This window comes from Streptomyces sp. NPDC060198 (genome assembly GCF_042728415.1).
Classification (GTDB): Bacteria; Actinomycetota; Actinomycetes; order Streptomycetales; family Streptomycetaceae; genus Streptomyces.
Map to the genome: position 1 here is coordinate 1 of NZ_JBHWZJ010000106.1, position 20703 is coordinate 20703.

Annotated in this window: 17 protein-coding genes; 6 read left to right on the plus strand and 11 right to left on the minus strand. The window is 73.4% G+C overall.

Annotation, left to right across the window (positions count from 1 at the left end):
• Positions 1 to 59: 59 nt before the first annotated feature.
• The 4 genes from ACFWEP_RS15795 to ACFWEP_RS15810 all read right to left on the minus strand — a co-directional run bounded on the left by ACFWEP_RS15795 (position 60) and on the right by ACFWEP_RS15810 (position 3945).
• A complete protein-coding gene (locus tag ACFWEP_RS15795; protein ID WP_387370528.1) occupies positions 60 to 977 on the minus strand; it encodes a glycosyltransferase family 2 protein in 918 nt (305 codons plus the stop codon).
• 155 nt (positions 978 to 1132) lie between these two features.
• The gene (locus tag ACFWEP_RS15800; protein ID WP_387370530.1) at positions 1133 to 1987 is read right to left on the minus strand and encodes a PhzF family phenazine biosynthesis protein; all 855 of its coding nucleotides are present in this window, start codon (positions 1985 to 1987) and stop codon (positions 1133 to 1135) included.
• A 30-nt stretch (positions 1988 to 2017) separates the two neighbouring features.
• On the minus strand, positions 2018 to 3223 hold the full coding sequence (locus ACFWEP_RS15805) for a macrolide family glycosyltransferase (protein ID WP_387370558.1): 1206 nt from the start codon (positions 3221 to 3223) through the stop codon (positions 2018 to 2020).
• A gap of 71 nt (positions 3224 to 3294) precedes the next feature.
• Entirely contained in the window at positions 3295 to 3945 is a 651-nt protein-coding gene (locus ACFWEP_RS15810) for a CatB-related O-acetyltransferase (protein WP_387370560.1), read from the minus strand.
• A 255-nt stretch (positions 3946 to 4200) separates the two neighbouring features.
• Here ACFWEP_RS15810 and ACFWEP_RS15815 point away from each other — a divergent pair, with 255 nt between their 5' ends.
• Complete coding sequence (locus ACFWEP_RS15815) at positions 4201 to 5871, plus strand: alkaline phosphatase D family protein (protein WP_387370532.1); 1671 nt, start codon at positions 4201 to 4203, stop codon at positions 5869 to 5871.
• 17 nt (positions 5872 to 5888) lie between these two features.
• Here the strand turns inward: ACFWEP_RS15815 and ACFWEP_RS15820 are convergent, their stop codons facing one another.
• Complete coding sequence (locus tag ACFWEP_RS15820) at positions 5889 to 6905, minus strand: Gfo/Idh/MocA family protein (RefSeq protein ID WP_387370534.1); 1017 nt, start codon at positions 6903 to 6905, stop codon at positions 5889 to 5891.
• A gap of 82 nt (positions 6906 to 6987) precedes the next feature.
• On the opposite strand from ACFWEP_RS15820, the gene ACFWEP_RS15825 reads away from it, so the two are divergent.
• Positions 6988 to 8370, plus strand: a complete 1383-nt coding sequence (locus ACFWEP_RS15825; RefSeq protein ID WP_387370536.1) for a multidrug effflux MFS transporter — start codon at positions 6988 to 6990, stop codon at positions 8368 to 8370.
• Positions 8371 to 8449: 79 nt separating this feature from the next.
• Here ACFWEP_RS15825 and ACFWEP_RS15830 read toward each other — a convergent pair whose 3' ends face one another.
• Positions 8450 to 9793, minus strand: a complete 1344-nt coding sequence (locus ACFWEP_RS15830; RefSeq protein ID WP_387370538.1) for a hypothetical protein — start codon at positions 9791 to 9793, stop codon at positions 8450 to 8452.
• A 185-nt stretch (positions 9794 to 9978) separates the two neighbouring features.
• On the opposite strand from ACFWEP_RS15830, the gene ACFWEP_RS15835 reads away from it, so the two are divergent.
• Positions 9979 to 10974, plus strand: a complete 996-nt coding sequence (locus tag ACFWEP_RS15835) for a small ribosomal subunit Rsm22 family protein (RefSeq protein ID WP_387370540.1) — start codon at positions 9979 to 9981, stop codon at positions 10972 to 10974.
• Positions 10975 to 11001: 27 nt separating this feature from the next.
• Here the strand turns inward: ACFWEP_RS15835 and ddaH are convergent, their stop codons facing one another.
• Positions 11002 to 11820, minus strand: coding sequence for a dimethylargininase (gene ddaH, locus ACFWEP_RS15840; protein ID WP_387370542.1), 819 nt, complete (start codon positions 11818 to 11820; stop codon positions 11002 to 11004).
• Between the two features lie 343 nt (positions 11821 to 12163).
• On the opposite strand from ddaH, the gene ACFWEP_RS15845 reads away from it, so the two are divergent.
• Complete coding sequence (locus ACFWEP_RS15845) at positions 12164 to 12907, plus strand: bifunctional DNA primase/polymerase (RefSeq protein WP_387370544.1); 744 nt, start codon at positions 12164 to 12166, stop codon at positions 12905 to 12907.
• A gap of 87 nt (positions 12908 to 12994) precedes the next feature.
• On the opposite strand, the gene ACFWEP_RS15850 is transcribed toward ACFWEP_RS15845, so the two are convergent.
• The 4 genes from ACFWEP_RS15850 to ACFWEP_RS15865 form a co-directional block, all read right to left on the minus strand.
• Positions 12995 to 13981 (minus strand): hypothetical protein, encoded by a 987-nt coding sequence (locus ACFWEP_RS15850; protein ID WP_387370546.1) that lies wholly within the window; start codon positions 13979 to 13981, stop codon positions 12995 to 12997.
• A gap of 124 nt (positions 13982 to 14105) precedes the next feature.
• Positions 14106 to 14999, minus strand: a complete 894-nt coding sequence (locus ACFWEP_RS15855) for a heme ABC transporter ATP-binding protein (RefSeq protein ID WP_387370548.1) — start codon at positions 14997 to 14999, stop codon at positions 14106 to 14108.
• Positions 14996 to 16084 carry a FecCD family ABC transporter permease gene (locus ACFWEP_RS15860; RefSeq protein ID WP_387370550.1) on the minus strand — a complete coding sequence of 363 codons (1089 nt, stop codon included), beginning with the start codon at positions 16082 to 16084 and terminating at the stop codon, positions 14996 to 14998. Before ACFWEP_RS15860 ends, ACFWEP_RS15855 begins: the two co-directional genes overlap by 4 nt.
• Positions 16081 to 17172: a hemin ABC transporter substrate-binding protein gene (locus ACFWEP_RS15865; RefSeq protein WP_387370552.1), complete on the minus strand. Its 1092-nt coding sequence runs from the start codon at positions 17170 to 17172 to the stop codon at positions 16081 to 16083. The genes ACFWEP_RS15860 and ACFWEP_RS15865 overlap by 4 nt, the downstream gene beginning before the upstream one ends.
• A 211-nt stretch (positions 17173 to 17383) precedes the next feature.
• Between ACFWEP_RS15865 and ACFWEP_RS15870 the strand changes: the two genes are divergently transcribed.
• Both ACFWEP_RS15870 and ACFWEP_RS15875 read left to right on the plus strand, forming a co-directional pair.
• Positions 17384 to 18841: an HtaA domain-containing protein gene (locus tag ACFWEP_RS15870; RefSeq protein WP_387370554.1), complete on the plus strand. Its 1458-nt coding sequence runs from the start codon at positions 17384 to 17386 to the stop codon at positions 18839 to 18841.
• A 233-nt stretch (positions 18842 to 19074) separates the two neighbouring features.
• Positions 19075 to 20658, plus strand: a complete 1584-nt coding sequence (locus ACFWEP_RS15875) for an HtaA domain-containing protein (protein WP_387370556.1) — start codon at positions 19075 to 19077, stop codon at positions 20656 to 20658.
• Positions 20659 to 20703: the final 45 nt, after the last annotated feature.

Below are 20703 nucleotides of genomic sequence, written 5' to 3' on the forward strand. Positions count from 1 at the left end.
GGTTCGGGGCGGCAGGGAGCGGTACGGCGGTGGTCCCGGACCCAGTGAGGTACGGGTGGTCAGACGAGCGGCGGCCGGCCGAGCCGGGTCATCCGCCACACCGTGCGCCAGCGCATCGGGTTGCGGGGGCCGCACGGGGTGCGCAGGCCTTCGGCGAACCCGCCCATCCAGGCCTTCAGCCCTTTCGCGGAACGGGTCCTGGCGAAGGTGAGCAGCGTCCAGACACCCAGGTAGAGCGGGATCAGCGGCGCCGGGAGGTTCCGGCGGGCGAGCCACACCCGGTTGCGGGCGGTCATCCGGTGGTAGACCCCGTGCCGGGCGGGCGAGGTCTTCGGGTGCTGGAGCAGCAGATCCGGTTCGTAGAGGATGTTCCAGCCGTTGTCGAGCGCCCGCCAGGAGAGGTCCGTCTCCTCGTGGGTGAAGAAGAACTCGGCAGGCCACAGGCCCGTGCCCGCCAGCATCTTCATCGAGAAGGCGTGCGCCCCGCCGAGGAAGGCCGTGACGTGCCCGCGCCGCATCGGGTCCGAGGCGCGCAGCCGCGGGATGTGGCGGCGCTGCGTCTCGCCGTGCTCGTCGGCGATCCGGAAGCCGACGATGCCGAGACCGGGATCGGCGGTGAACAGGTCCTGCACCGTGCTGAACACGTTCTTCTCGACCAGCAGGCCGTCGTCGTCCAGCTCGATCACCACGTCCACGTCGCCGAGTTCGGCGAGGCGGGCGAGGCCGACGTTCCGGCCACCGGGGCAGCCGAGGTTCTCCTCGTTCTCGATGAGGGTCACCCCGCCCTCCAGGTCCTCCAGGCCGGGGAAGGCGGAGAAGTCCGGAAGCTTCGTGCCGTTGCCGATGACGACGAGCCGGGTGGGCCGGACGTCCTGCATGGCCACCGACGCGAGGAGGGCCTCCACCGCCCGGGGGCGGTCACCCATGGTGACGATGGAGACACCGATGCGTGGTGCGAGGGTTGCGGATGCGGACAAGATCGGTACTCCCGTGCTCGGCTTCGGTGTCCGCGATCGTACGCCCCGGATTTCGGCCGCCCGACGCCGAACCGTCGTATGGATGCCGAGAAGTGTTCACCGGACGCCGAGGGCGCTGCCTCGGGACGCGCTCGGCCGGGAGCGGAGGCCCCCGGTCAGCCGATACGGGTCCCCGCGCCGCTCACCCGCACGCGCGGATCGCCCGGCCGCAGCTCCACCGTGAGAGTGCCGGGCCTGCCCATGTCCGCGCCCTGGTGCAGCGTGAGCACCGCATCGGCCGGGACGAGTCCCAGCTCACGCGCGTACGCCCCGAAAGCCGCGGCGGCGGCACCCGTCGCGGGGTCCTCCACCACGCCGCCCACCGGGAACGGGTCGCGGACGTGGAAGACCCGCTCGGACTCCCGCCACACCAGCTGGAGCGTCGTGAGGTCCAGCCGCTCCATGAGGGACGCGAGCCGGGAGAAGTCGTACCTCAGGTCCGCGAGGCGCTCTCGGGTCGCGGCGGCCAGCACGAGATGGCGGGCGCCGGCGAACGCGATACGGGGCGGCAGCGCTGGGTCGAGATCACCGGCCGGCCAGTCGAGCGCGGCCAGCGCCCGGGCCAGATCCGCCGGGGCGATCTCCGTCACGTGCGGCTCCACACTGGTCAGCGTGGCCCGCGCCGTGCCGTCCCGCAGCGCCACGGCGACCGGGACCGTGCCGGCCCGGGTCAGGAACTCCAGGTCACCGGGGCCGTCGCGGTCCGCCAGCGCGAGCGCGGCGGCGACCGTCGCGTGACCGCAGAACGGCACCTCGGCCTTCGGGCTGAAATAGCGGACCGTGTACGTCCGCTCCCCGGGCGCCTCGGTCAGGAACGCGGACTCGCTGTAGCCGAGCTCGGCGGCGACGGCCAGCATCGCGGCATCGTCCATGGCCGACGCGTCCAGGACGACACCGGCCGGGTTGCCTCCCTCCGGGTCCGTGGAGAAAGCGGTGTAATGCAGGATCTCGGCAGGTTCGTCGGCATTCATGTAGCGGCTCAACCGGTGGACCCGGGAGACCTATTCCCGGAGCGGGCCAGGAGGCCGCGGGGCCGCTCGGTCCAGCATCTCCTCGATGAGACCGGCCGCCCGCGCGGTGCCGCCCTCGGCCCGCGCCGCCGCCCGGAGCTCCGCCGAGCGGCGGGCGACCTCAGGGGCGGCGAGGAGTTCGTCCAGCGCGGTCCGCAGCACCTCGGCCGTGGCGTCGTCCGTGTCGACGCGCCGGGCCACCCCCAGCTCCACGAGACGGTCGGCGTTCATGAACTGGTCGACGGCCTGCGGAACCGCGATCATGGGCACCCCTGCCAGCAGCCCCTCGCTGGAGCCACCCATTCCGGCGTGGGTGACGAAGGCGTCGGCCTGTGCCAGGATCTCCCGCTGCGGCACCCAGCGGTGCACCTCCACGTGGGGCGGGATCCCGCCGAGCTCCGCCAGGTCGGTGTGCTTCCCGATCTGGAGCACCAGGTGCAGGTCGGGCCTGCCGCCGAAGGCCGCCAGGCACCGGCGGTAGAACTCCGGCCGGTGGGTGTACGCCGATCCCAGGGAGACCAGCAGCACCCGCGCGGCACCGGCGGGACGCGTCCAGCCGGCGCCTTCGGCCGCCGCACCCGTCTGCGGCTCGTCCACGGGGACGCAGGTGCCCACGAAGGTCACCCGGTCCGTGTCCACCCGGTCGGCGTGCGGCTGCATCGCCCGGGGGATCAGGGCCAGGGCCCGGTCCGGGCGGCCGGAGAAGGCGTCCATGTCGGTGGTGGTCGCCCCGCATCCGGCGAGCCACCGGGTGAATTTCGCGCGGTAGGCGTCGGCGCCCGGCAGCCGCCACAGCTGCGCGCCCACTTCTTCGTCGTACCCCTCCCAGCCCACCAGGGTCGGGGACAACTGGAGGACGGGGCGCCCCTGGGACTCGGCGAGCGCCCGCCCGGCGTAGGCGCCGATGTCGTAGAGGTAGAGGTCGGCGGGATCGTCGTCGTAGAAGGCGCGCAGCTGCGGGAGGGCCCGGACGGCGTCGTCGAGGAAGAGCTCCATGGCGGCGACGGGGTCGTCGGGCCACTTGTCGTCGGCGCCCGGCAGCCCGGAGGCGCAGAGCACCGGCTCCGCGCCGGTCGGGGCGATCAGACCGGCGACCGCCGGATCGTTGGCGTACGTCACCCGGTGGCCCCGGGCGACCAGTTCGCGGATGATCTCCAGGCTGGGCAGCACATGGCTGACGGCCGGAATTCCGGCCATCGCGATGTGGGCGCGGCGACGGGACACGGGGAATCACACCTTCCGGGTCTGTGGGGGTGGGACGGGTACCCTCAAGCGCCGCGCGGGCCGGGCGCGGCGGCTTCCAGGTCGGCGACGCTGCCCGACATCACCGTCCGGATGTGCGTGGTGAGGTGCTCGGCGGGCCAGTCCCACCAGGCCACCGCCAGCAGCCGGGCGACGTCCTGCGCGACGAAGCGGGTGCGCAGGAGGCGGGCCGGGTTGCCGCCGACGACGCCGTAGTCGGGCACGTCCGAGACGACGACCGAGCCGGCGCCGATGATCGCCCCGTGCCCGATGCGTACACCCGGCAGCACGGTGGCGCCGTAGCCGAACCAGACGTCGTTGCCGACGACCGTGTCCCCCCGGTCCGGGAGGCCCGTGAGCAGGTCGAAGTGCTCGGCCCAGGAGCCGCCCACGGTGGGGAAGGGAAACGTGGAGGGGCCGTCCATGCGGTGGTTGGCGCCGTTCATCAGGAACCGCACCCCCGTGCCCAGCGCGCAGAACTTCCCGATGACGAGCTTCTCCGGGCCGTAGTGGTAGAGCACGTTCCGTCTCTCGAACGCGGTCGCGTCGTCCGGGTCGTCGTAGTAGGTGTACTCCCCGACCTCGATCAGCGGCGACGTCACCAGCGGGCGCAGGAGCACCACACGGGGTTGGCCGGGCATCGGGTGGAGCACGCTCGGGTCGGCGGGTACGGGCACGTCGGGGGTCCTCCCGGAGGCGGCGTCGGGCCCATCCATGATCACAGCAAGGCGCCTTCCGGGACAGTCATTTGTCACCTGCGGAGACGCGCGCCGCCGGCCGCCGCGCCCGGCGCACGCGGTGCTCATCACCCCGCCATCCGGATGTCGTGCACCCGACAGACGGGCGATGCCGTTCCGCACTCCAATGCCCAGGGGGCGTCCGGCGGGCCGAGGCCGCACACCCCTCGACACCCATCTGCCAGGGGAGAGACCATGACGCCCGCACCGACCGCCACGGACACCGAACGCCCGGACCACCAGGCCGGGTTCCGCGCCGCCGCCCGCCTCCACAGCCAGGGTGTGGGCCGCCGCCGCTTCCTCACCACCACGGGCGCCGCCGCCGCCGCGCTCGCCTTCGCCGTCAACCTGCCCGCCGCAGGCACGGCGAGCGCCGCCGAACTCGACCCCCGCAGGATCGCCGAGAACCCGTTCACCCTCGGGGTGGCCTCCGGCGACCCGCTGCCCGACTCCCTCCTGCTCTGGACGCGCCTCGCCCCGCGACCGTTCGAAGCGGACGGCGGGCTGCCCGCCGCCCGCGTCCAGGTCGCCTGGGAACTCGCCCACGACGAGCGCTTCCGCCGCGTCGTCCGGCGCGGAACCGCCACCGCGCACCCGGAGTTCGCGCACAGCGTCCGCACCGAGGTCCGCGGCCTGGAGCCCGGCCGCACCTTCTACTACCGCTTCCGCGCCGGAGGCTGGACGAGCGGGACCGGCCGCACCCGCACCGCCCCCGACCCGCACGCCCGCAACCGCGCGGTCAGGCTCGCCGCCGTCTCCTGCCAGGCGTACCACGACGGGTACTTCACCGCCTACCGCCACCTCGCGGACGAGGACGTGGACGCCGTCTTCCATCTCGGCGACTACCTCTACGAGTACGCCGTCACCGCCACCGGCGGCGCCCGCGCCCACACCGACCGCGTGCTACCGGACGTCTTCAACCGGGAGACCCTGACCCTGGAGGACTACCGCCTGCGGTACGCCCTCTACAAGACGGACCCCGACCTGCGCGCCGCGCACGCCGCGCACCCCTTCGTCGTCACCTGGGACGACCACGAGACCGAGAACAACTACGCCGACGACGTCCCCGAGAACAGCGTGCCCGCCGAGGAGTTCCTGCTCCGCCGGGCCGCCGCCTACCGCGCGTACTGGGAGAACCAGCCGCTGCGCACCCCGCAGCGCCCCACCGGCCCCGACATGCGCCTCTACCGGCGGCTGCGGTTCGGCCGCCTCGCGCAGTTCGACATCCTGGACACCCGCCAGTACCGCAGCGACCAGGCGTACGGCGACGGCTGGAAGGTCCCCGGACCCGAGTCCGAGGACCCCGCGCGCACCCTGACCGGCGCCACCCAGGAGCGATGGCTGATCGACGGTTGGCGCACCTCGCGCGCCACCTGGAACGTCCTGCCCCAGCAGGTCACCTTCGCCCGGCGCAAGGACGTGCCCACCGCCGCCTACAAGCTCTCGATGGACTCCTGGGACGGCTACCCGGCTTCCCGGCAACGGGTGCTGGACGGCGCCGAGTCGGCGGGCGTCGACAACCTGCTGGTCCTCACCGGCGACGTGCACGTCGCCTACGGCTTCGACCTCAAGAAGGACTTCGACGACCCCTCGTCCCGTACCGTCGGCACGGAGATCGTCACCTCCTCCATCACCAGCGGCCAGAACGGCTCGGTGAAGCCCGCCAACTGGAACAACCAGATGGCGGCCAACCCGCACCTGAAGTTCTACGACGGCCGCCGCGGCTACGCGCTCGTCACCCTCGAAGGCGACCACGCCCGCGCCGACTTCCGCGCCGTGGACGCCGTCACCACGCCCGGCGCCCCCGTCACGACGGCCGGTTCCTTCGTGACGGAGGCGGGCAACCCGGGGCTGACCCCGGCCTGAACCCAGCCGGCGAACCGTCAGGCGGTCGTGCCCGTACGGCTGTCGGAGGGGTAGCGGACGCCGATGCGGTCCCGTACCGCGTCGAGCGTCCGCATCACCGCCAGCGAACCGTCCAGCGGCACCAGCGGGGACTCGGTCTCGCCCGCCCGCAGCGCGCGCATCACCTCGACCGCCTCGTACTGCATGCCGGAAAGCCCCTGCGGACCCGGACCGGTGACGATCTTCTCCGGGTCCGAGGAGCCCGCGCGGTGCAGGAGGAGGTGGTCGGGGTGGAAGAAGTCGCGCGGGAGGTCGATGCGGCCCTTCGTGCCGACGACGGTCGCCGCCGTGGCGTGGTGGCCCACGATCGAACAGGAGAGCAGCGCGGTCGCGCCCGAGTCCCAGCCCAGCAGTATCCCGGTGTTCAGGTCCGTGCCCTCGGGGGAGAGCAGCGCGTCCGCCTGCACCCGGTCCGGCTCGCCCAACAGCAGGTGCGCGAACGACACCGGGTAGACCCCCAGGTCGAGCAGCGCGCCGCCACCGAGGGCGGGGTTGCGCAGCCGGTGCTCGGGACCCACGTCACCCGCGAACCCGAAGTCGGCCTGGACGGTGCGGATCTCGCCGATCGCGCCCTCGCGCACCAGTTCCGTCATCCGGCGGACGACCGGATTGAGGTACGTCCACATGGCTTCCATCAGGAACAGCCCGCGCTCCCGGGCGAGCCCGACCAGCTCACCGGCCTGCCCCGCGTCCAGCGTGAACGCCTTCTCGCAGAGCACGTGCTTGCCCGCGCGCAGTGCCAGCGCGGTCGCCTCGTAGTGGGCGGAGTGCGGGGTTGCGACATAGACCACATCGACGTCGTCGTCCGCGACCAGCTCGGCCCAGCTTCCGTAGGCCCGTCCGATCCCGAACCGCTCGGCGAACGCCAGGGCCGAAGCCTCGGTGCGCGAGGCCACCGCGACCACCTCGGCGTCCGGCAGTCCCAGCAGATCCTCGGTGAAGGTCGCGGCTATGCCGCCCGTCGCCAATATGCCCCAACGCACAGTCCCGCTCATGCCACGCCCTCGAAATCGGGTTACGACCACAACGCCTGAGCTGAGAGCATAGATGCGGATTTCAACGATGTGGAGATGAAGCATGCCGGACAGCGGCGGAAGCCGGGCCCAGCAAGAACAAGAGCACATACCTACGGCGGGAACCGGTCGACTGATCACCGGCCCCGCCGTTCCCGACCCCGCGCCGGGCCCCGAGGGCCCGGCTCTTCCCGGTCTCACCGGTCTTCCGTCCGCCCCGGCGGCGGCCGTCCGCCGGACCGCGTTCCTGGTGACTCTGGTGCTCGGCGGCCTCACCGCGCTGCCTGCCCTGTCCATGGACATGTACCTGCCGGCGCTGCCCGACGTCACCGACGCGCTGCACGCCCCGGCCGCCACCGTCCAGCTCACGCTGACCGCCTGCCTCCTCGGCATGGCCCTCGGCCAGCTCGTCGTCGGCCCCATGAGCGACCGGTGGGGCCGCCGCGGACCCCTTCTGACCGGCATGGTCGTCTACGTCGTCGCCACGGCGATCTGCGCGATCGCCCCCAACGCCGAGATGCTCATCGGCTGCCGCCTGCTCCAGGGCCTCGCCGGCTCGGCCGGAATCGTCATCTCCCGGGCCGTCGTGCGCGACCTCTACGACGGCATCGAGATGGCCAAGTTCTTCTCCACCCTGATGCTGATCTCGGGCGTCGCCCCGATCATCGCCCCGCTGATCGGCGGCCAGGTGCTGCGGATCACGGACTGGCGCGGCGTCTTCGTCGTCCTCACCGTCGTCGGCCTGCTGCTGACCCTGGTCGTGTGGAAGAGCCTGCACGAGACCCTCCCGCCGGAGGAACGCCACACCGGCGGTGTCGCCGAAGCCCTGCGAACCATGCGCGGCCTCTTCGCCGACCGGGTGTTCATCGGCTACACGATCGCCGGCGGGCTCGCCTTCGCGGCCCTCTTCGCCTATGTCAGCGCCTCGCCGTTCGTCATCCAGGAGATCTACGGCGCCTCGCCGCAGACCTTCAGCCTGCTCTTCGGCCTCAACTCGGTCGGCCTGATCGTCGTCGGCCAGATCAACGGCCGACTGCTCGTCGGCCGGGTCAGCCTCGACCGGGTGCTGCTCTTCGGGCTCTTCGTCATCCTGCTCGCCGCCGTCGCGCTGCTGCTGATGACCAGCGGGGTCTTCGGCGAGGTGGGGCTCGCCCCTGTCGCCGGCACCCTGTTCGTCCTGATGTCCGCGATGAGCCTGGCGCTGCCGAACACGAACTCGCAGGCCCTGATGCGTTCCAAGCACGCGGCGGGCTCCGCCTCCGCGCTGCTCGGCACCTCGTCGTTCCTCATCGGCGCGATCGCCTCGCCGCTGGTGGGGATCGCGGGGGAGGACACGGCCGTCCCGATGGCCCTCGTCCAGACCATCTGCGCCGCCGCGGCCCTGGCCTGCTTCCTGGTGCTCTGCCGCCCCTGGGAGCGCCGGGGCCGGGAGGCGGGCGGGCTGTAGCGCCCGGCCCCGGCACCCGCGGTCGTCCCCGCGACTGCCGGGCGGCCCGTCCCCGTGCGGCGGGCCGCACGGGGGCCGGTCAGTCCTCGCGCGGGTAGCCGATCAGATGTGCCCGGCCCTCCCGGTCCGTGGTGCGGAAGATTCCGACCCCGGTCGCCTCGGCCACCGGCAGCCGTACGTCGCGGGCGAGCGGCTCGTCCGATCCGTCGACGAAGTCCATCACCACCGGCACCCCACCCCCGGCCAGCGCCTCATCGGCGTCCCGCACGTTCCGGGCGCCGTAGGCGATCCCGTCGTCCGTCACCGAGGCCAGCGTCACGTGGGACGAGCCGTCCTCGTCCTCCAGGCAGTAGCCCTTCCCGGCCACCAGGTCGAACGCCAGGTTCCCGGCGATCAGATAGTCGCCCGACGGCGCGACGACCGCCTGCGGGAAGCGGCCCGGCTGTATGGCCGGCCGGTGGCACTCGACCGACACCAGGGCCTTGCCGCTCGCCGCTTCGTGCACCGTCCACATCTCGTGGGTCGCCGCCCGCTTCGAGGACTTCTCCGGCTGCCACTTCGCCACCACCAGCCCCGCCGCCACGGACGTCGGAACCCCGGAGGCCGGGTCGGCCCCCTTCGGCGCGACCTTCCGGCTGTACCAGCCGCCCGGCACCCAGAACTCCTTCGCCCCGCTCACCAGCAGTCCCTGCCCGGTCTGGCCGACCACCTCCGTCAGCTTGCGGCAGGCGGTACAGCCCTCGGGGTACTTCAGATCCGACGCGGCGATCTTCGACGTCCCGCCGGTCACCGGGTCGATCAGTGCCACGTTCGCGTCGGCGTCGGAGACCACGATGTCCGGGCCGGCCGCGGAGACCGCCGGAGCACCGTTCCACGGCAGCTCCACATGGTGACGGTCGCCGTTGGTCGCCGCGTACACGTCGATCGAGAGGAACGTCTCCGACGGGGCGAGCCCGTCGCCCGCCTTCCCGTACGACCACGTGACGAAGAACTCCCGGTCCTCCCGGGAGACGGTCAGCAGCCGGGGATAGCTCTCCGGGTCCAGGGTCTGGCGGGCCTCGCTCCGCCACCCCAGCTTCCCGGTGGCCGTGTCGAGGGTGCGCAGCCTATAGCGCCGGTCCGTCGTGCGCTCCAGGTAGGCGAGGGTGCCGGTCGGCCAGGAGAAGGCGATGTCCGGCGAGGCGCCGACGATCTCCCAGCCGCTCGCCGTCGTGTACCGCGGCGGCACGTCGAGCACGGTCCGCGATCCGGACGCGGAGGGCGTGGGCTTCGCCGAGGGGGAGACGGAAGCCGCCTCGGGCGTGGCGCCCGCGCTCTCGCCGTCGTTCTTCGAGGCGCCCCCGCCGCAGGTCGCCAGCAGCAGAAGGAGCGCCAGGAAGGTCACCCCGCCGACCAGAGTCAGCCGAACGATCCTCTGTCTCATGGGTCCCCCCGTTGGGCCGTCGCGGGTCTCGCGGCGGTCAGCGTAGCAACTGCCACATGGGCGAGCGGAGTTACCCGTGTCCCGTCGCGCACCCGTGACCCGGCGGGCCCCACCCGCCGCCGGGTGCGGTGCCCGCGTCCTTCTCGCCGGGCCGCGGCAGGGCGCGCCGCGAATAGAATTCCTCGGTGAACGTCACCCTCCCCACCGCCGAAGCCCTGCGCACGGCCCTCGCCGGTCTGCTCGACGGACTGCCGCCCCGGCAGGCGACCCAGGCCGTGGACCGGCTGATCGCCAGCTACCGCGGCACGACCCCGACCGACGCGCCGGTGCTGCGGGACCGGGCGGACGTCGTAGCGTACGCCGCGTACCGGATGCCCGCGACCTTCGAGGCCGTACGGGCCGTCCTGGACGCGCTCCGCGAGGCCGCGCCGGAGTGGGAGCCGGCCACCCACACCGATGTCGGCGGCGGCACCGGCGCGGCGAGCTGGGCCGTCGCCGGGGCCTGGGACGGCCCGGAGACCACCGTGCTGGACTGGGCCGAACCCGCCCTCGCGCTCGGCCGCGAGCTCGCCGAGGCCGGCGGGCCCCCCGGGCTGCGGGCCGCGCGGTGGCAGCGCGCCCGGATCGGCGCCGGGCTGGAGCTGGCCCCCACGGACCTGGTGACCGTCTCGTACGTGCTCAAGGAACTGACCCCCGCGGCCCGGACCGAGCTGGTCGACGCGGCGGCCGCGGCCGCGCAGGCCGTCGTCGTCGTGGAGCCCGGCACCCCCGACGGGTACGCCAGGGTGATCGAGGCGCGCGACCGGCTGATCGCCGCCGGACTGACCGTGGCGGCGCCCTGCCCGCACAGCGCCGCCTGCCCCATCGAGCCGGGCACCGACTGGTGCCACTTCTCCGCCCGGGTCAGCCGTTCCTCGCTGCACCGGCAGGTCAAGGGCGGGACGCTGAGCCACGAGGACGAGAAGTTCTCCTACGTCGTGGCGACCCGCTTCCCCGCCCTGCCGGTGGCCGCCCGGGTCACCCGCAGGCCGCAGATCCGCAAGGGCCAGGTCCTGCTGGAGCTCTGCACCCGGGACGAGGCCCTGCGGCGCGAGACGGTCACCAAGCGCCACGGCGCCCTCTACCGGGCGGCCCGGGACACCGACTGGGGCGACGCCTGGCCGCCGCCCGAGGAGGACTGACCGTACCGGCCCGCAGGACCGGCCCGGTCACCGGTCCCGCAGCTCCTGGGTGCAGCACTTCACGCTGCCGCCGCCTTTCAGCAGCTCGCTCAGGTCCATCGGCACCGGCTCGAAGCCCCGGTCCCGCAGCGGATCGAACAGCCCCGTCGCGGCCTGCGGCAGCAGCACGTGCGCGCCGTCGCTGACCGCGTTCAGGCCGAGCGCGGCGGCGTCCGGTTCCCCGGCGATCAGGGCGTCCGGGAAGAGCCGGGCCAGCACGGAACGGCTGCCGGGGGAGAACGCGCCGGGGTAGTACATGATCTCGTCGGCCGCGTCGTCGAGCACGCAGAGCGCCGTGTCCAGGTGGTAGTAGCGAGGATCGACCAGATCCAGGCCGATCACCGGCCGGCCGAAGAACTCCTGTGCCTCGTCGTGCGCGAGCGGACTGGACCGGAAACCCGTGCCGGCGAGCACGAAGGACGCGGTGACGGCGAAATCGCCCTCGCCCTCGTTCACGTGTTCCGGCTCGCGGATCTCCTCGTAGCCGTGGAGGCGGAACCACTCCCGGTGCGCCTCGGCCTCACCGTGCCGCTCCTGGTGCGCGAACCGCGCCCCGAGCACCCGCCCGTCGATCACGGTCGCACCGTTGGCGGCGAAGACCATGTCCGGCAGACCGGGCAATGGCGTCAGCTCCTCCACCGTGTGGCCGAGGGACCGGTAGCGCTCACGGAGGTCCTCCCACTGCGTCTGCGCCAGCGGCAGATCGACGGGCTTGGAGGGGTCCATCCACGGGTTGATGGAGTAGGTGACCCGGAAATGTGCCGGGGCGCACATCAGATAGCGACGAGGGGTGGCGTCACGGTGCACGGGGGCTCCTCACGAACGGCAGCCTCGGCTGCGGCACGGTGGGGTGCGCGCGGTCTGCGCGTGAGCCCATGGTGCGCCGCGCGGACCCCGGTCCGCAGTGCGCCGATCGGGTGACGGCGTGGCCGGCGCACCCCGCCGCACGGTGCCGTACGTCACCGGCGGGCCCGCTCCCGAGCGGCCCGTAGCTCTCGCCGCGATAGGGGAGGATGACCGGTAATAACCCGTTATCGAGAGTGATGTCCCTCACTCGGGGCGGTGGTGTTCAACCCCGCTGGCGAACTCTGGCCACCCGAGGCGCAGGATGGTGGGACCATGGACGGGTAACGCTGAGGTGAGGGGATAGATGGGCGCCGATTCCGGCCGCAACCGCGGCACAGAGGGCAAGATTTCCCAGTGGCTGCGGCGACGACCCAAGCAGCAGGCCGATGCGGACGGCTCCGCACGACTGGGCATGCTCCTGGCCGTCGCCGAGGCGGGGATGCCGATCTCGCCCGCCGCCCACCCGCTCGGACACCGATGTTCGTGCGAACGCATCGGATGCCCCACCCCCGCCCGCCACCCCGTGTCCTTCGCCTGGCAGACGCAGTCGACCACCGACCGCGCACAGATCGAACGCTGGGCCGAGGGGCAGCCGCTGGCGAACTTCATCACCGCCACCGGCATGGTCCACGACGTGCTGGACGTGCCGCTCTCGGCCGGCGTCAGCGCCCTCGAAAGGCTGACCGGGCGCGGCATCGACGTCGGACCCGTCGCCCGCTCCGGCGACGACCGGATGCTCTTCTTCACCGCCACCCGCGGCACCCCCGAGGACGAGGACGAGTGGTGGCCCTGCGAGCTGGACTCGCACCCCGAGACCATGGACGAACACCCCGGGCTGCGCTGGCACTGCCGCGGCAGCTACGTCCTGCTCCCGCCCGCCCGTCTCCCCGGTGAACTGGACGTGCGGTGGGTACGCGGCCCCGAACACCCCCTGCCGGACCCGCTGACCCTGCTCGAAGCGCTCACCGACGCCTGCGCCGTGTACGTGGACAGCGACGAGGCGACCGGCCTGGACCCGGCCGCGGTGGCCTGGCCGCTGGGCCGCTGAGCCCCGGGACGCCACGCCGTCCGGCGTGACCCGGGCACCGTACGTCGTCCCCCGTGACCCGGGCGCCGGGCCCGACGCCCGGCCGGCTCACTCGCCGGTCGCCGCGACCAGTCCCGGCAGCCGGTTCAGTACGGTCACCTTCGCGCCCCCGGCCGCACCCCGCGCGGGCACGTACACCAGCTGGCTGGAGACGCGCTCCTTGGTGAGGGAGTTCTTCACCTCGCCCGACAGCAGCGCCTGGGTGTCCCTGTTCACTTCGGGCTTCAGCCCCTGGGCGGTGGTCTGACGTTCGTAGTGCTTGCTGCTGAAGAAGACCAGCGCCCCGCCGTCCTTCGTCGCGAGCCCGAACGGGCGGAACGCGCCGTCGAGCGGACGGTCGATGTACTGGTACGAGAACCCGGGCTTCTTCGTCGCCGCGCGGGCGGCCCGCCAGCCCGACGTGGTCCCGCCCGCCGCGAACACGTCCGGTGCCCCGGTGGACAGGTAATCGGTGTACGAGGTGCTCAAGTCCTCCGGCTGCACGGCGAGTTCGGCGCTCACGGCTTCGGCGGGCTTCGCCAGGCCGTCCGCGTCCAGTGTGAACTCCGGTATCCGCGAGGGTGCCACGACCCCGAGATAGGGCACCTTCCACCGCGCGTTCGGCCCGGTCCGCTCGAAGACGAGCAGCCAGCGGGTGTCCTCGTCGCCCTTGTCCACGTCACGGTTGGAGTCGACGTCCGCGAAGAAGTAGCGGGGCCAGCCCGCCTTCTTCGGTACGACGTAGCGCGCGTCCGACAACTCCAGCGGATCGTGCGCCGCCGCGGGGCTCTTGGTGTAGGTGGACCGGGCCTTCAGCCCTGCCTGGTTGATCGCCCCGAGCGACCCGGTCACCCGTTCCGCGTCCAGAGCGGGATCGAGCGCCGCGTCCGCCGCGTTGTACGCCGTGAGGAAGTCCTTGAGGGCTTGGTCCGCCTCGGACTTCGTCGCCGCGGGCACCTGCTCCAGCTCCCCGTGCACCGTCACGCAGCCGCTCGCCGTCATGCCCAGTACCGTCGCCACCGCGAGCCCCGCCGCCGACCGACCCAGCCTTGTCATCCGTTGCCTTCTGCGCCTTCTGATCCGTCGTCCGCACTGACCGTCCGAACCCTACCGGGGCGAAGAAGCGCGCGAGGGCGAGGAGTCGATATACGCCCCGCGCGCGGGGCGGCCACCCCGGCCGTCACAGGTCCCGGGCGGGGACGACGAGGGGCACCCCCGTCCGCGGATGCGGGAACACCTCGACGGGCTGCCGGTACACCTCGCCGAGGAGCCCGCCGGTGAAGACCTCGGCCGGCGGTCCGGCCGCCGCGATCCGCCCGCCCCGCAGCACCACCGCCCGGTCCGCGTAGGCGGCGGCCAGCCCCAGATCGTGCAGCACCACGACGACCGCGTCCCCGGCCCGGGACCGCTCCCGGCAGATCCCCAGCACCAGCTCCTGGTGGCGCAGGTCGAGCGCGGCCGTGGGTTCGTCGAGCAGCAGCAGCGGGGCGCGCTGGGCCAGGACCCGGGCCAGCGCCACCCGGGCCCGCTCGCCGCCGGAGAGCGCGGAGAAGGGCCGGTCCGCGAAGGCGGTGATCTCGGTGGCCTCCATCGCGGCGGCCACCGCCGCGTCGTCCTCGTCCGCCCGCGCCGTACCGGACCACGGGGCCCGCCCCATCCGGACGACCTCCGCCACGGGGAAGGGGAAGGAGAGCACCGCCGCCTGCGGCAACACGGCTCGGCGCAGGGCGAGTTCGCCGGCCGTCCAGGATCCGGCGGGCCGGCCGTCGATCCGTACCCCGCCCGCTTCGGACGGCAGGTCGGCGGCGAGCGCGGCGAGCAGCGTGGACTTGCCCGCGCCGTTCGGGCCGACGAGCGCCACCACCTCGCCCGCGTGCGCGGTCAGCGAGACGTCGTCGAGTACCCGGCGGCCACCGAGCCGCACCGAGAGCCCGGCGGCCTCCGCCACCGGGGTGCCGGGCGCACGGCGGACCGGCAGTTCCCGCTCCCGTACGGCGAAGAGGCCCAGGCGCCGCCGGACGGGCGGGGCTTTCGGAACGCGGCCCAGCAGGCCGTGTCGTTCACGTGTGCTCATGCCCAACCACCTTGCTTGCGACGGGTCCTGCGCAACAGCCAGAAGAAGAACGGGCTGCCGAAGAGCGCGGTGAGCACCCCGAGCGGGAGCTCGGCCGGCGCCGCCACCGTGCGGGCGGCCAGATCGGCCACCACCAGCACCAGCGCGCCGCCCAGCGCGCTGCCGGGGACGAGGAAGCGGTGGCCGGGGCCGTTCGCCATCCGCAGCAGATGCGGGACGAGCAGCCCCACGAACGAGATGATCCCCGCGACCGCGACGGCCGCCGCGGTCAGCATCGCCACCACCAGGACCAGCACGATCCGCAGCCGCTCCACGTCCACCCCGAGATGCCGGGCCGGCCGCTCGCCCAGCGCGAGCAGGTCCAGCTTCCGCGCGGAGAACGGTGCGACGAGCAGCCCGAGAGCCGCGCACGGCAGCACCGCCAGCACCTTGGGCCAGGTCGCCTGGGCCAGCGAGCCGAGCTGCCAGAAGGTGATCTGGGTGACCTGGGCGTTGTCGGCGAAGAAGAGGAACAGGCCGATCAGGGCCCCGGCGAAGGCGTTGACGGCGATCCCCGTGAGGATCAGGGTCACCACCTCGGTCCGCCCGCCCGACCGCGAGAGCGCGTACACCAGGAGCACCGTCGCGAGACCGGCGGCGAACGCGCAGACGGTGATGGTCCAGTTGCCGAAGAAGCTCAGGCCGAGGCCGATGGAGGCGACCGCGCCGACGGCCGCGCCGGAGGAGACGCCGATGACGCCCGGCTCGGCCAGCGGGTTGCCGAACACGCCCTGCATCAGGGAGCCCGCACAGCCGAGCGAGGCGCCGACCAGCAGGGCGAGGACGACCCGGGGAAGCCGGACGTTCCACAGCACGCTCTCACCGACCCGGTCCAGAGCGTGGCCGCCCAGCCCGGCCCGGTGCTGGACCGAGGCGAGTACGTCGCCGAGGGGGATGTCGTACGCGCCGAGGCCCGCCGAGAGCAGGCAGCCGAGGAGCAGCGCCACCGACAGCCCGAGGGTGAGGACGGGCGCGGTACGCCGCCGGGGGGCGGTGGCGGCGGGTGCCACGGGCTGGTCGCGTTCCCGCTGGGAGGTGACGGTCATCGGGTTCCGCCGCCCTCGGGGTAGAGCTGCCCGACGATGTCGGCCAGCACCTGATCGGTGCGCGGGCCGTAGTTGAGGAGTACGCCGTCCTCGACGGAGACGATCCGCCGGTCCAGGCCGGCCGGGGTCTCGGCCACCCCGGGGATCTTCAGCATGCCGTCGATCCCGCCGACGGATTCCAGCCCCTTGGTCATCACGAGGATCGCGTCGGGTGCCGCCTTCGCCAGCGCCTCGCTGGTGATGGCGGTGAAGTCCTTGGTGAGCCCGGACGCCTTCCCCGCGTCCACCGCGCCGACCGCCTCCAGCAGCGAACTCGCCCCCGACCGTGCGCCGCCCAGCAGGTAGACGGAGGCGGAGCCGCGCAGGTAGAGGAAGGCGACCCGGGGCTTGTCGCCGTGCTCGGGTACGTCGGCGCGGACAGCGGCGAGCCGGGCGGCGGTGCGCTCCTCCAGCTCGGTGCCCGCCTCCTCGACGCCGAGCGCGGCGGCGACGGTGCCGATCCGCCGTGCCACGTCGTCGAGTTCCTCGGCCGGCTCGACCACCAGCAGCGGGACCCCGGCGTCCCGGATCTGGTCGATCGCCTCGGCCGGGCCGGTGGTGGTGTCCGCGAGGACGAGCGTCGGCTTCAGGGAGAGGACGCTCTCCGCGGACACGTCGTGGGCGCGGGTCACCACGGGGAGGTCCGCCGCCTGTTCGAAGGTGGCGGTGATGTCACGGGCGACCACGTGCTTTCCGAGCCCCAGGGTGAAGACGATCTCGTTGAGCGAGCCGGTCAGCGGCACGATCCGGTCCGCCGAGGTGACGGTGACCTCGGTGCCGTCCGCCGAGTCGACGGTGACGGGCAGCTCGGGCACGGGGGTGGCGGCCAGCGGTTCCACCCGGTCCGTCCCGTCCGAACCGCCCTTCGCCGCAGCCTGCTTCGGGCCGGAGCCGGTCGTGCCGCCGCACCCGGCGAGCGCCAGTGCGAGGGCGACGGCGGCGGCCACGGCGGCGGCCGGGCGGCGGAGCCCCGGAAGCCGGGCGGGTGCGGTTCGCGCGGGCCGTCGGGGTTCCCGGCCCGGTGGGGCGAAGTCCTGCGTGAAGGGCACGGGGCACCGTCCTGTCGTTCCGCTTCGTGCGGGGTTGATCTTCTTCGTGGTCGTCCGCGAACCATGAGCGGAACAAGGGGTGTTCCGGATGATCCAGGCGTTCTGCGTGTTCTGTGCGCTCTGCGCGTTCTGGAGTGATCCGGGGTTCCGTCATGGCCTCGGTGTAGCTTAGGTTAGCCTTACCTCAGTTCGCCAGGCCTCGGAGGGGTCCATGCTGTCGTCCCGATCCACCCGCGCGCTCGCCGTCGCGCTCTTCGCGGTCCTGCTGGGGGCCCTGCTCCCGGCCGCCGCCGCACAAGCGGCGAGCCGTACGGTGCAGGGCGGGCGACTGGACTGGGGCATCAAGTCCTCCTTCCAGAGCTACGTCACCGGCCCCATCGCGGGAGGCAGTTGGAGCCTCACCGGCGGAGCCGCCACGGTCGGCGCGGGCCAGTTCCGCTTCCACTCGGCCACCGGCTCCTACGACCCGGCCACCGGCGCCCTCGCCTCCGGCTTCTCGGGCGGAGTCCACTTCGTCGGCCACCGCACGGACGACGGCTCCTACGAGCTCGACCTCACCATCGCCCGGCCCACCGTCAAGATCTCCGGCGGCTCCGGCACGCTCTACGCCGACATGACCAGCAAGGAGCGGGGGACCGGACGGGTCACCACCCGGTCCCAGGTGCCGCTCGCCACGCTCGGTCTCGGCGGTATCGACATGCGCGGCGGCTCCACCCCCGTCGCGCTCCACAACGTTCCCGCGACGCTGACGTCGCAGGGCGCCACCGCCTTCGCCGGCTACTACACGGCCGGCACCCCGCTCGACCCGGTGACGCTCTCCGTCGACACCACCGCACCCGCCACGTCCGCACCCAAGGCCTCCCCGTCCGCGACGCCGAGCGCGTCCGGGAAGGCCGACGCCCCGAAGGCCGACGCCGACGAGGCGGAAGGGGGCAAGGCGGCCGGGACCGGCTTCGTGGACGCGGCCGTCGACTGGGGCGTCCGCCGTACCTACCGCGAGTACGTCACCGGTCCGGTCGCCGAGGGCGAGTGGACCCTGGCGGGCGGCGCCGAGGACGGCGGGGCACTGTTCCGCTTCCCCGGGGGGAAGGGGACGTACGACCCCGCGAAGCGGACCCTGGAGGCGGCCTTCGACGGCAGCGTCCACTTCACCGGAGCCGACGGACTCGACCTGGAACTAGCCCACTTCACCGTCTCGGTGAAGTCCGGCACCGGCACCCTCCGGGCCGACGCCACGAATGCCGGAGCCGTCTCGGCGAACGTCCCGCTGGTCACCTTCGCCGCCGGGAAACTCACGCCCGGGGACGGACTCGTGGTCCTCACCGAGGCGCCCGCCACCCTCACCGCCGCCGGGGCGAAGGTCTTCGGCTCCCTCTACGCCGAGGGCACCGCCATGGACCCGGTCTCCCTGGCCGTCGCCGTGGACCGGGGCGCGACACTGCCCGCCCTGCCCGACCTGGGGAGCGGGGCCACCGCCCCGGCCGCCACGACCCCCTCCGCGAGCCCGTCCGTCTCCGTGGCGAAGGCCGCGGAGACGGACTCCGGCCCGGCCGCCGGAGGGTGGCTGGCCGTCGGCGCCCTCGCCCTCGCCGCCGCGGCCGGGGTGCTCTACGCCGCCCGCCGCCGCGCCCGCCGCTCCCGGGTGTCCGAAGAGACCCCGGGCGGCTGAGCCCCGCCGGCCGTACCCGAACCCCTGCCCGTACTCGAGCACGTGGGCCGTTCCCCGAGCACCGCCCGGGCCCCACGCCCGTACCCCTGGCCCTGCCCGGGACCCGGGGGCGTACCCGCGCGGCCCGCTCCACGACTTCTCCCTCCCGGCGCGGCGGCCTCCGGAACCCCCGGACCCGGCCGCACGCCCACCCCTGCCCTTCTTCGCCCCTTCTCCCGAGGAGACCACTGACCATGGCAGCCAACCGCCGCCCCATAGCCCTCGCCGCGGCCGTCGCCACCGCCGCCGCGCTGGGCGCCACCTTCGCGCTTCCTGCCCTCGCCGCCGACTCCGGTGCGGTCTCCGGCACCACGGCCACCGCCCCGGCGACCCGGCTGGAGCTGAAGGACGGCACGCTCGACTGGGGCTTCAAGCAGTCCTTCCGCAGCTACATCGGTGCCGCCGGAAAGATCACGGTCTCGGACGGTGCCGAACAGGCCGCGAACAACGGCGCGTTCACCTTCGTCAACGGCAAGGGGACGTACGACCTCGCCACCCACGGCACCGACACCGCCTTCGAAGGCGGCGTCAACTTCTGGGCCCACGAGGGCGTCCTCGACATCACGCTGTCCGACCTCAAGGTCTCCACCACCGGGACCGGCGGCGCGATCACCGCCGACCTGAAGACCCCCGAGGGAACCCAGGACGACGTGGCCGTCGCCGACCTGGATCTGTCGGCCGTCCGGCCCGGTCAGGGCGACGGGGGCGCGATGGTCTTCAAGGACATCCCCGCCACGCTGACGAAGCTCGGCTCCGAGGCGTTCAACGGCATGTACCAGGAGGGCCAGGCCCTCGACCCGGCCACGCTCACCGTCACGGCGGTCACCCCCGCGACGGAGGAGCCGGAGCCCACCGAGGAGCCCACCGACGAGCCGACGAAGGAGCCCACCACCGCGCCGACCGCCGAACCGACGAAGGAGCCGACCGGCACGCCCTCGCCGGGCGCCTCCGCCACGACACCCGCCGCCGAGCAGGGCGCCCTGGTGGACGGCACCCTCGACTGGGGCGTCAAGGAGTCCTTCCGCTCGTACGTCACCGGCCCGATCGCGAGCGGCTCGGTCGAGACGACCGGCGGCGCGAAGAGCACCGCGAACGGCTACCGCTTCGGTGACGCCACCGGTCGGTTCGACGCGGCGAAGAAGAGCCTTGAGGCCGACTTCAAGGGCCAGGTCCGCTTCCTCGGCCACAAGAGCGGCGACACCTACGCCCTCGACCTCTCCTTCTCCGCCCTGCGCGTCGAGGTGACCGGCACCTCCGGCAAGCTGATCGCTGACGTGTCCTCCAAGGACCGCGGGACCGGAAAGACCGAGGTCAGCAAGGGACTCGCCCTTGCCGACCTGACCGTGCCCGCTGCCGCACTGACCGCCAAGGACGGTGTGGTGACGCTCGCAGGCGTCCCCGCCACGCTCACCGAGGGCGGCTCCACGGCCTTCGGCGGGATGTACGAGAAGGGCGAGAAGCTCGACGCGCTGACCGTCGCCGTCTCCCTCGACGAGAACGCCCAGCTGCCGGGCACCGGCTCGACCGGCTCCACGGGCTCGACCGGCTCCACGGGGACCACGGGCTCGACCGGCTCCACGGGCTCCACCGGCTCCGGGTCCGTCGGCGGAGGCGAGGGCGAGAGCGGGGGCGGCAGCGTGGGCGGCTCGGGCTCGCTCGCCGCCACCGGCGCCGACCTGCCCACCGGCGCCCTGCTCGCCGCCTCCGGCCTCGTGGTCGTCGTCGGCGCGGGGGCGCTCGTCGTGGCACGCCGTCGTACCGGCACCGCAGCCGCCTGACCCACCCCGACCGGAGCCACCGCGCCCCGGCCTTCCCGACCGCCC

Bases quoted from the DNA above. Each gene is read 5' to 3' on its own strand.
- ACFWEP_RS15830 (WP_387370538.1), bottom strand. From the start codon at position 9,793: ATGAGACAGAGGATCGTTCGGCTGACTCTGGTCGGCGGGGTGACCTTC.
- ACFWEP_RS15825 (WP_387370536.1), top strand. From the start codon at position 6,988: ATGCCGGACAGCGGCGGAAGCCGGGCCCAGCAAGAACAAGAGCACATA.
- ACFWEP_RS15800 (WP_387370530.1), bottom strand. From the start codon at position 1,987: ATGAATGCCGACGAACCTGCCGAGATCCTGCATTACACCGCTTTCTCC.
- ACFWEP_RS15845 (WP_387370544.1), top strand. From the start codon at position 12,164: ATGGGCGCCGATTCCGGCCGCAACCGCGGCACAGAGGGCAAGATTTCC.
- ACFWEP_RS15860 (WP_387370550.1), bottom strand. From the start codon at position 16,084: ATGACCGTCACCTCCCAGCGGGAACGCGACCAGCCCGTGGCACCCGCC.
- ACFWEP_RS15870 (WP_387370554.1), top strand. From the start codon at position 17,384: ATGCTGTCGTCCCGATCCACCCGCGCGCTCGCCGTCGCGCTCTTCGCG.
- ACFWEP_RS15875 (WP_387370556.1), top strand. From the start codon at position 19,075: ATGGCAGCCAACCGCCGCCCCATAGCCCTCGCCGCGGCCGTCGCCACC.
- ACFWEP_RS15820 (WP_387370534.1), bottom strand. From the start codon at position 6,905: ATGAGCGGGACTGTGCGTTGGGGCATATTGGCGACGGGCGGCATAGCC.
- ACFWEP_RS15850 (WP_387370546.1), bottom strand. From the start codon at position 13,981: ATGACAAGGCTGGGTCGGTCGGCGGCGGGGCTCGCGGTGGCGACGGTA.
- ACFWEP_RS15805 (WP_387370558.1), bottom strand. From the start codon at position 3,223: ATGGCCGGAATTCCGGCCGTCAGCCATGTGCTGCCCAGCCTGGAGATC.
- ACFWEP_RS15855 (WP_387370548.1), bottom strand. From the start codon at position 14,999: ATGAGCACACGTGAACGACACGGCCTGCTGGGCCGCGTTCCGAAAGCC.
- ACFWEP_RS15815 (WP_387370532.1), top strand. From the start codon at position 4,201: ATGACGCCCGCACCGACCGCCACGGACACCGAACGCCCGGACCACCAG.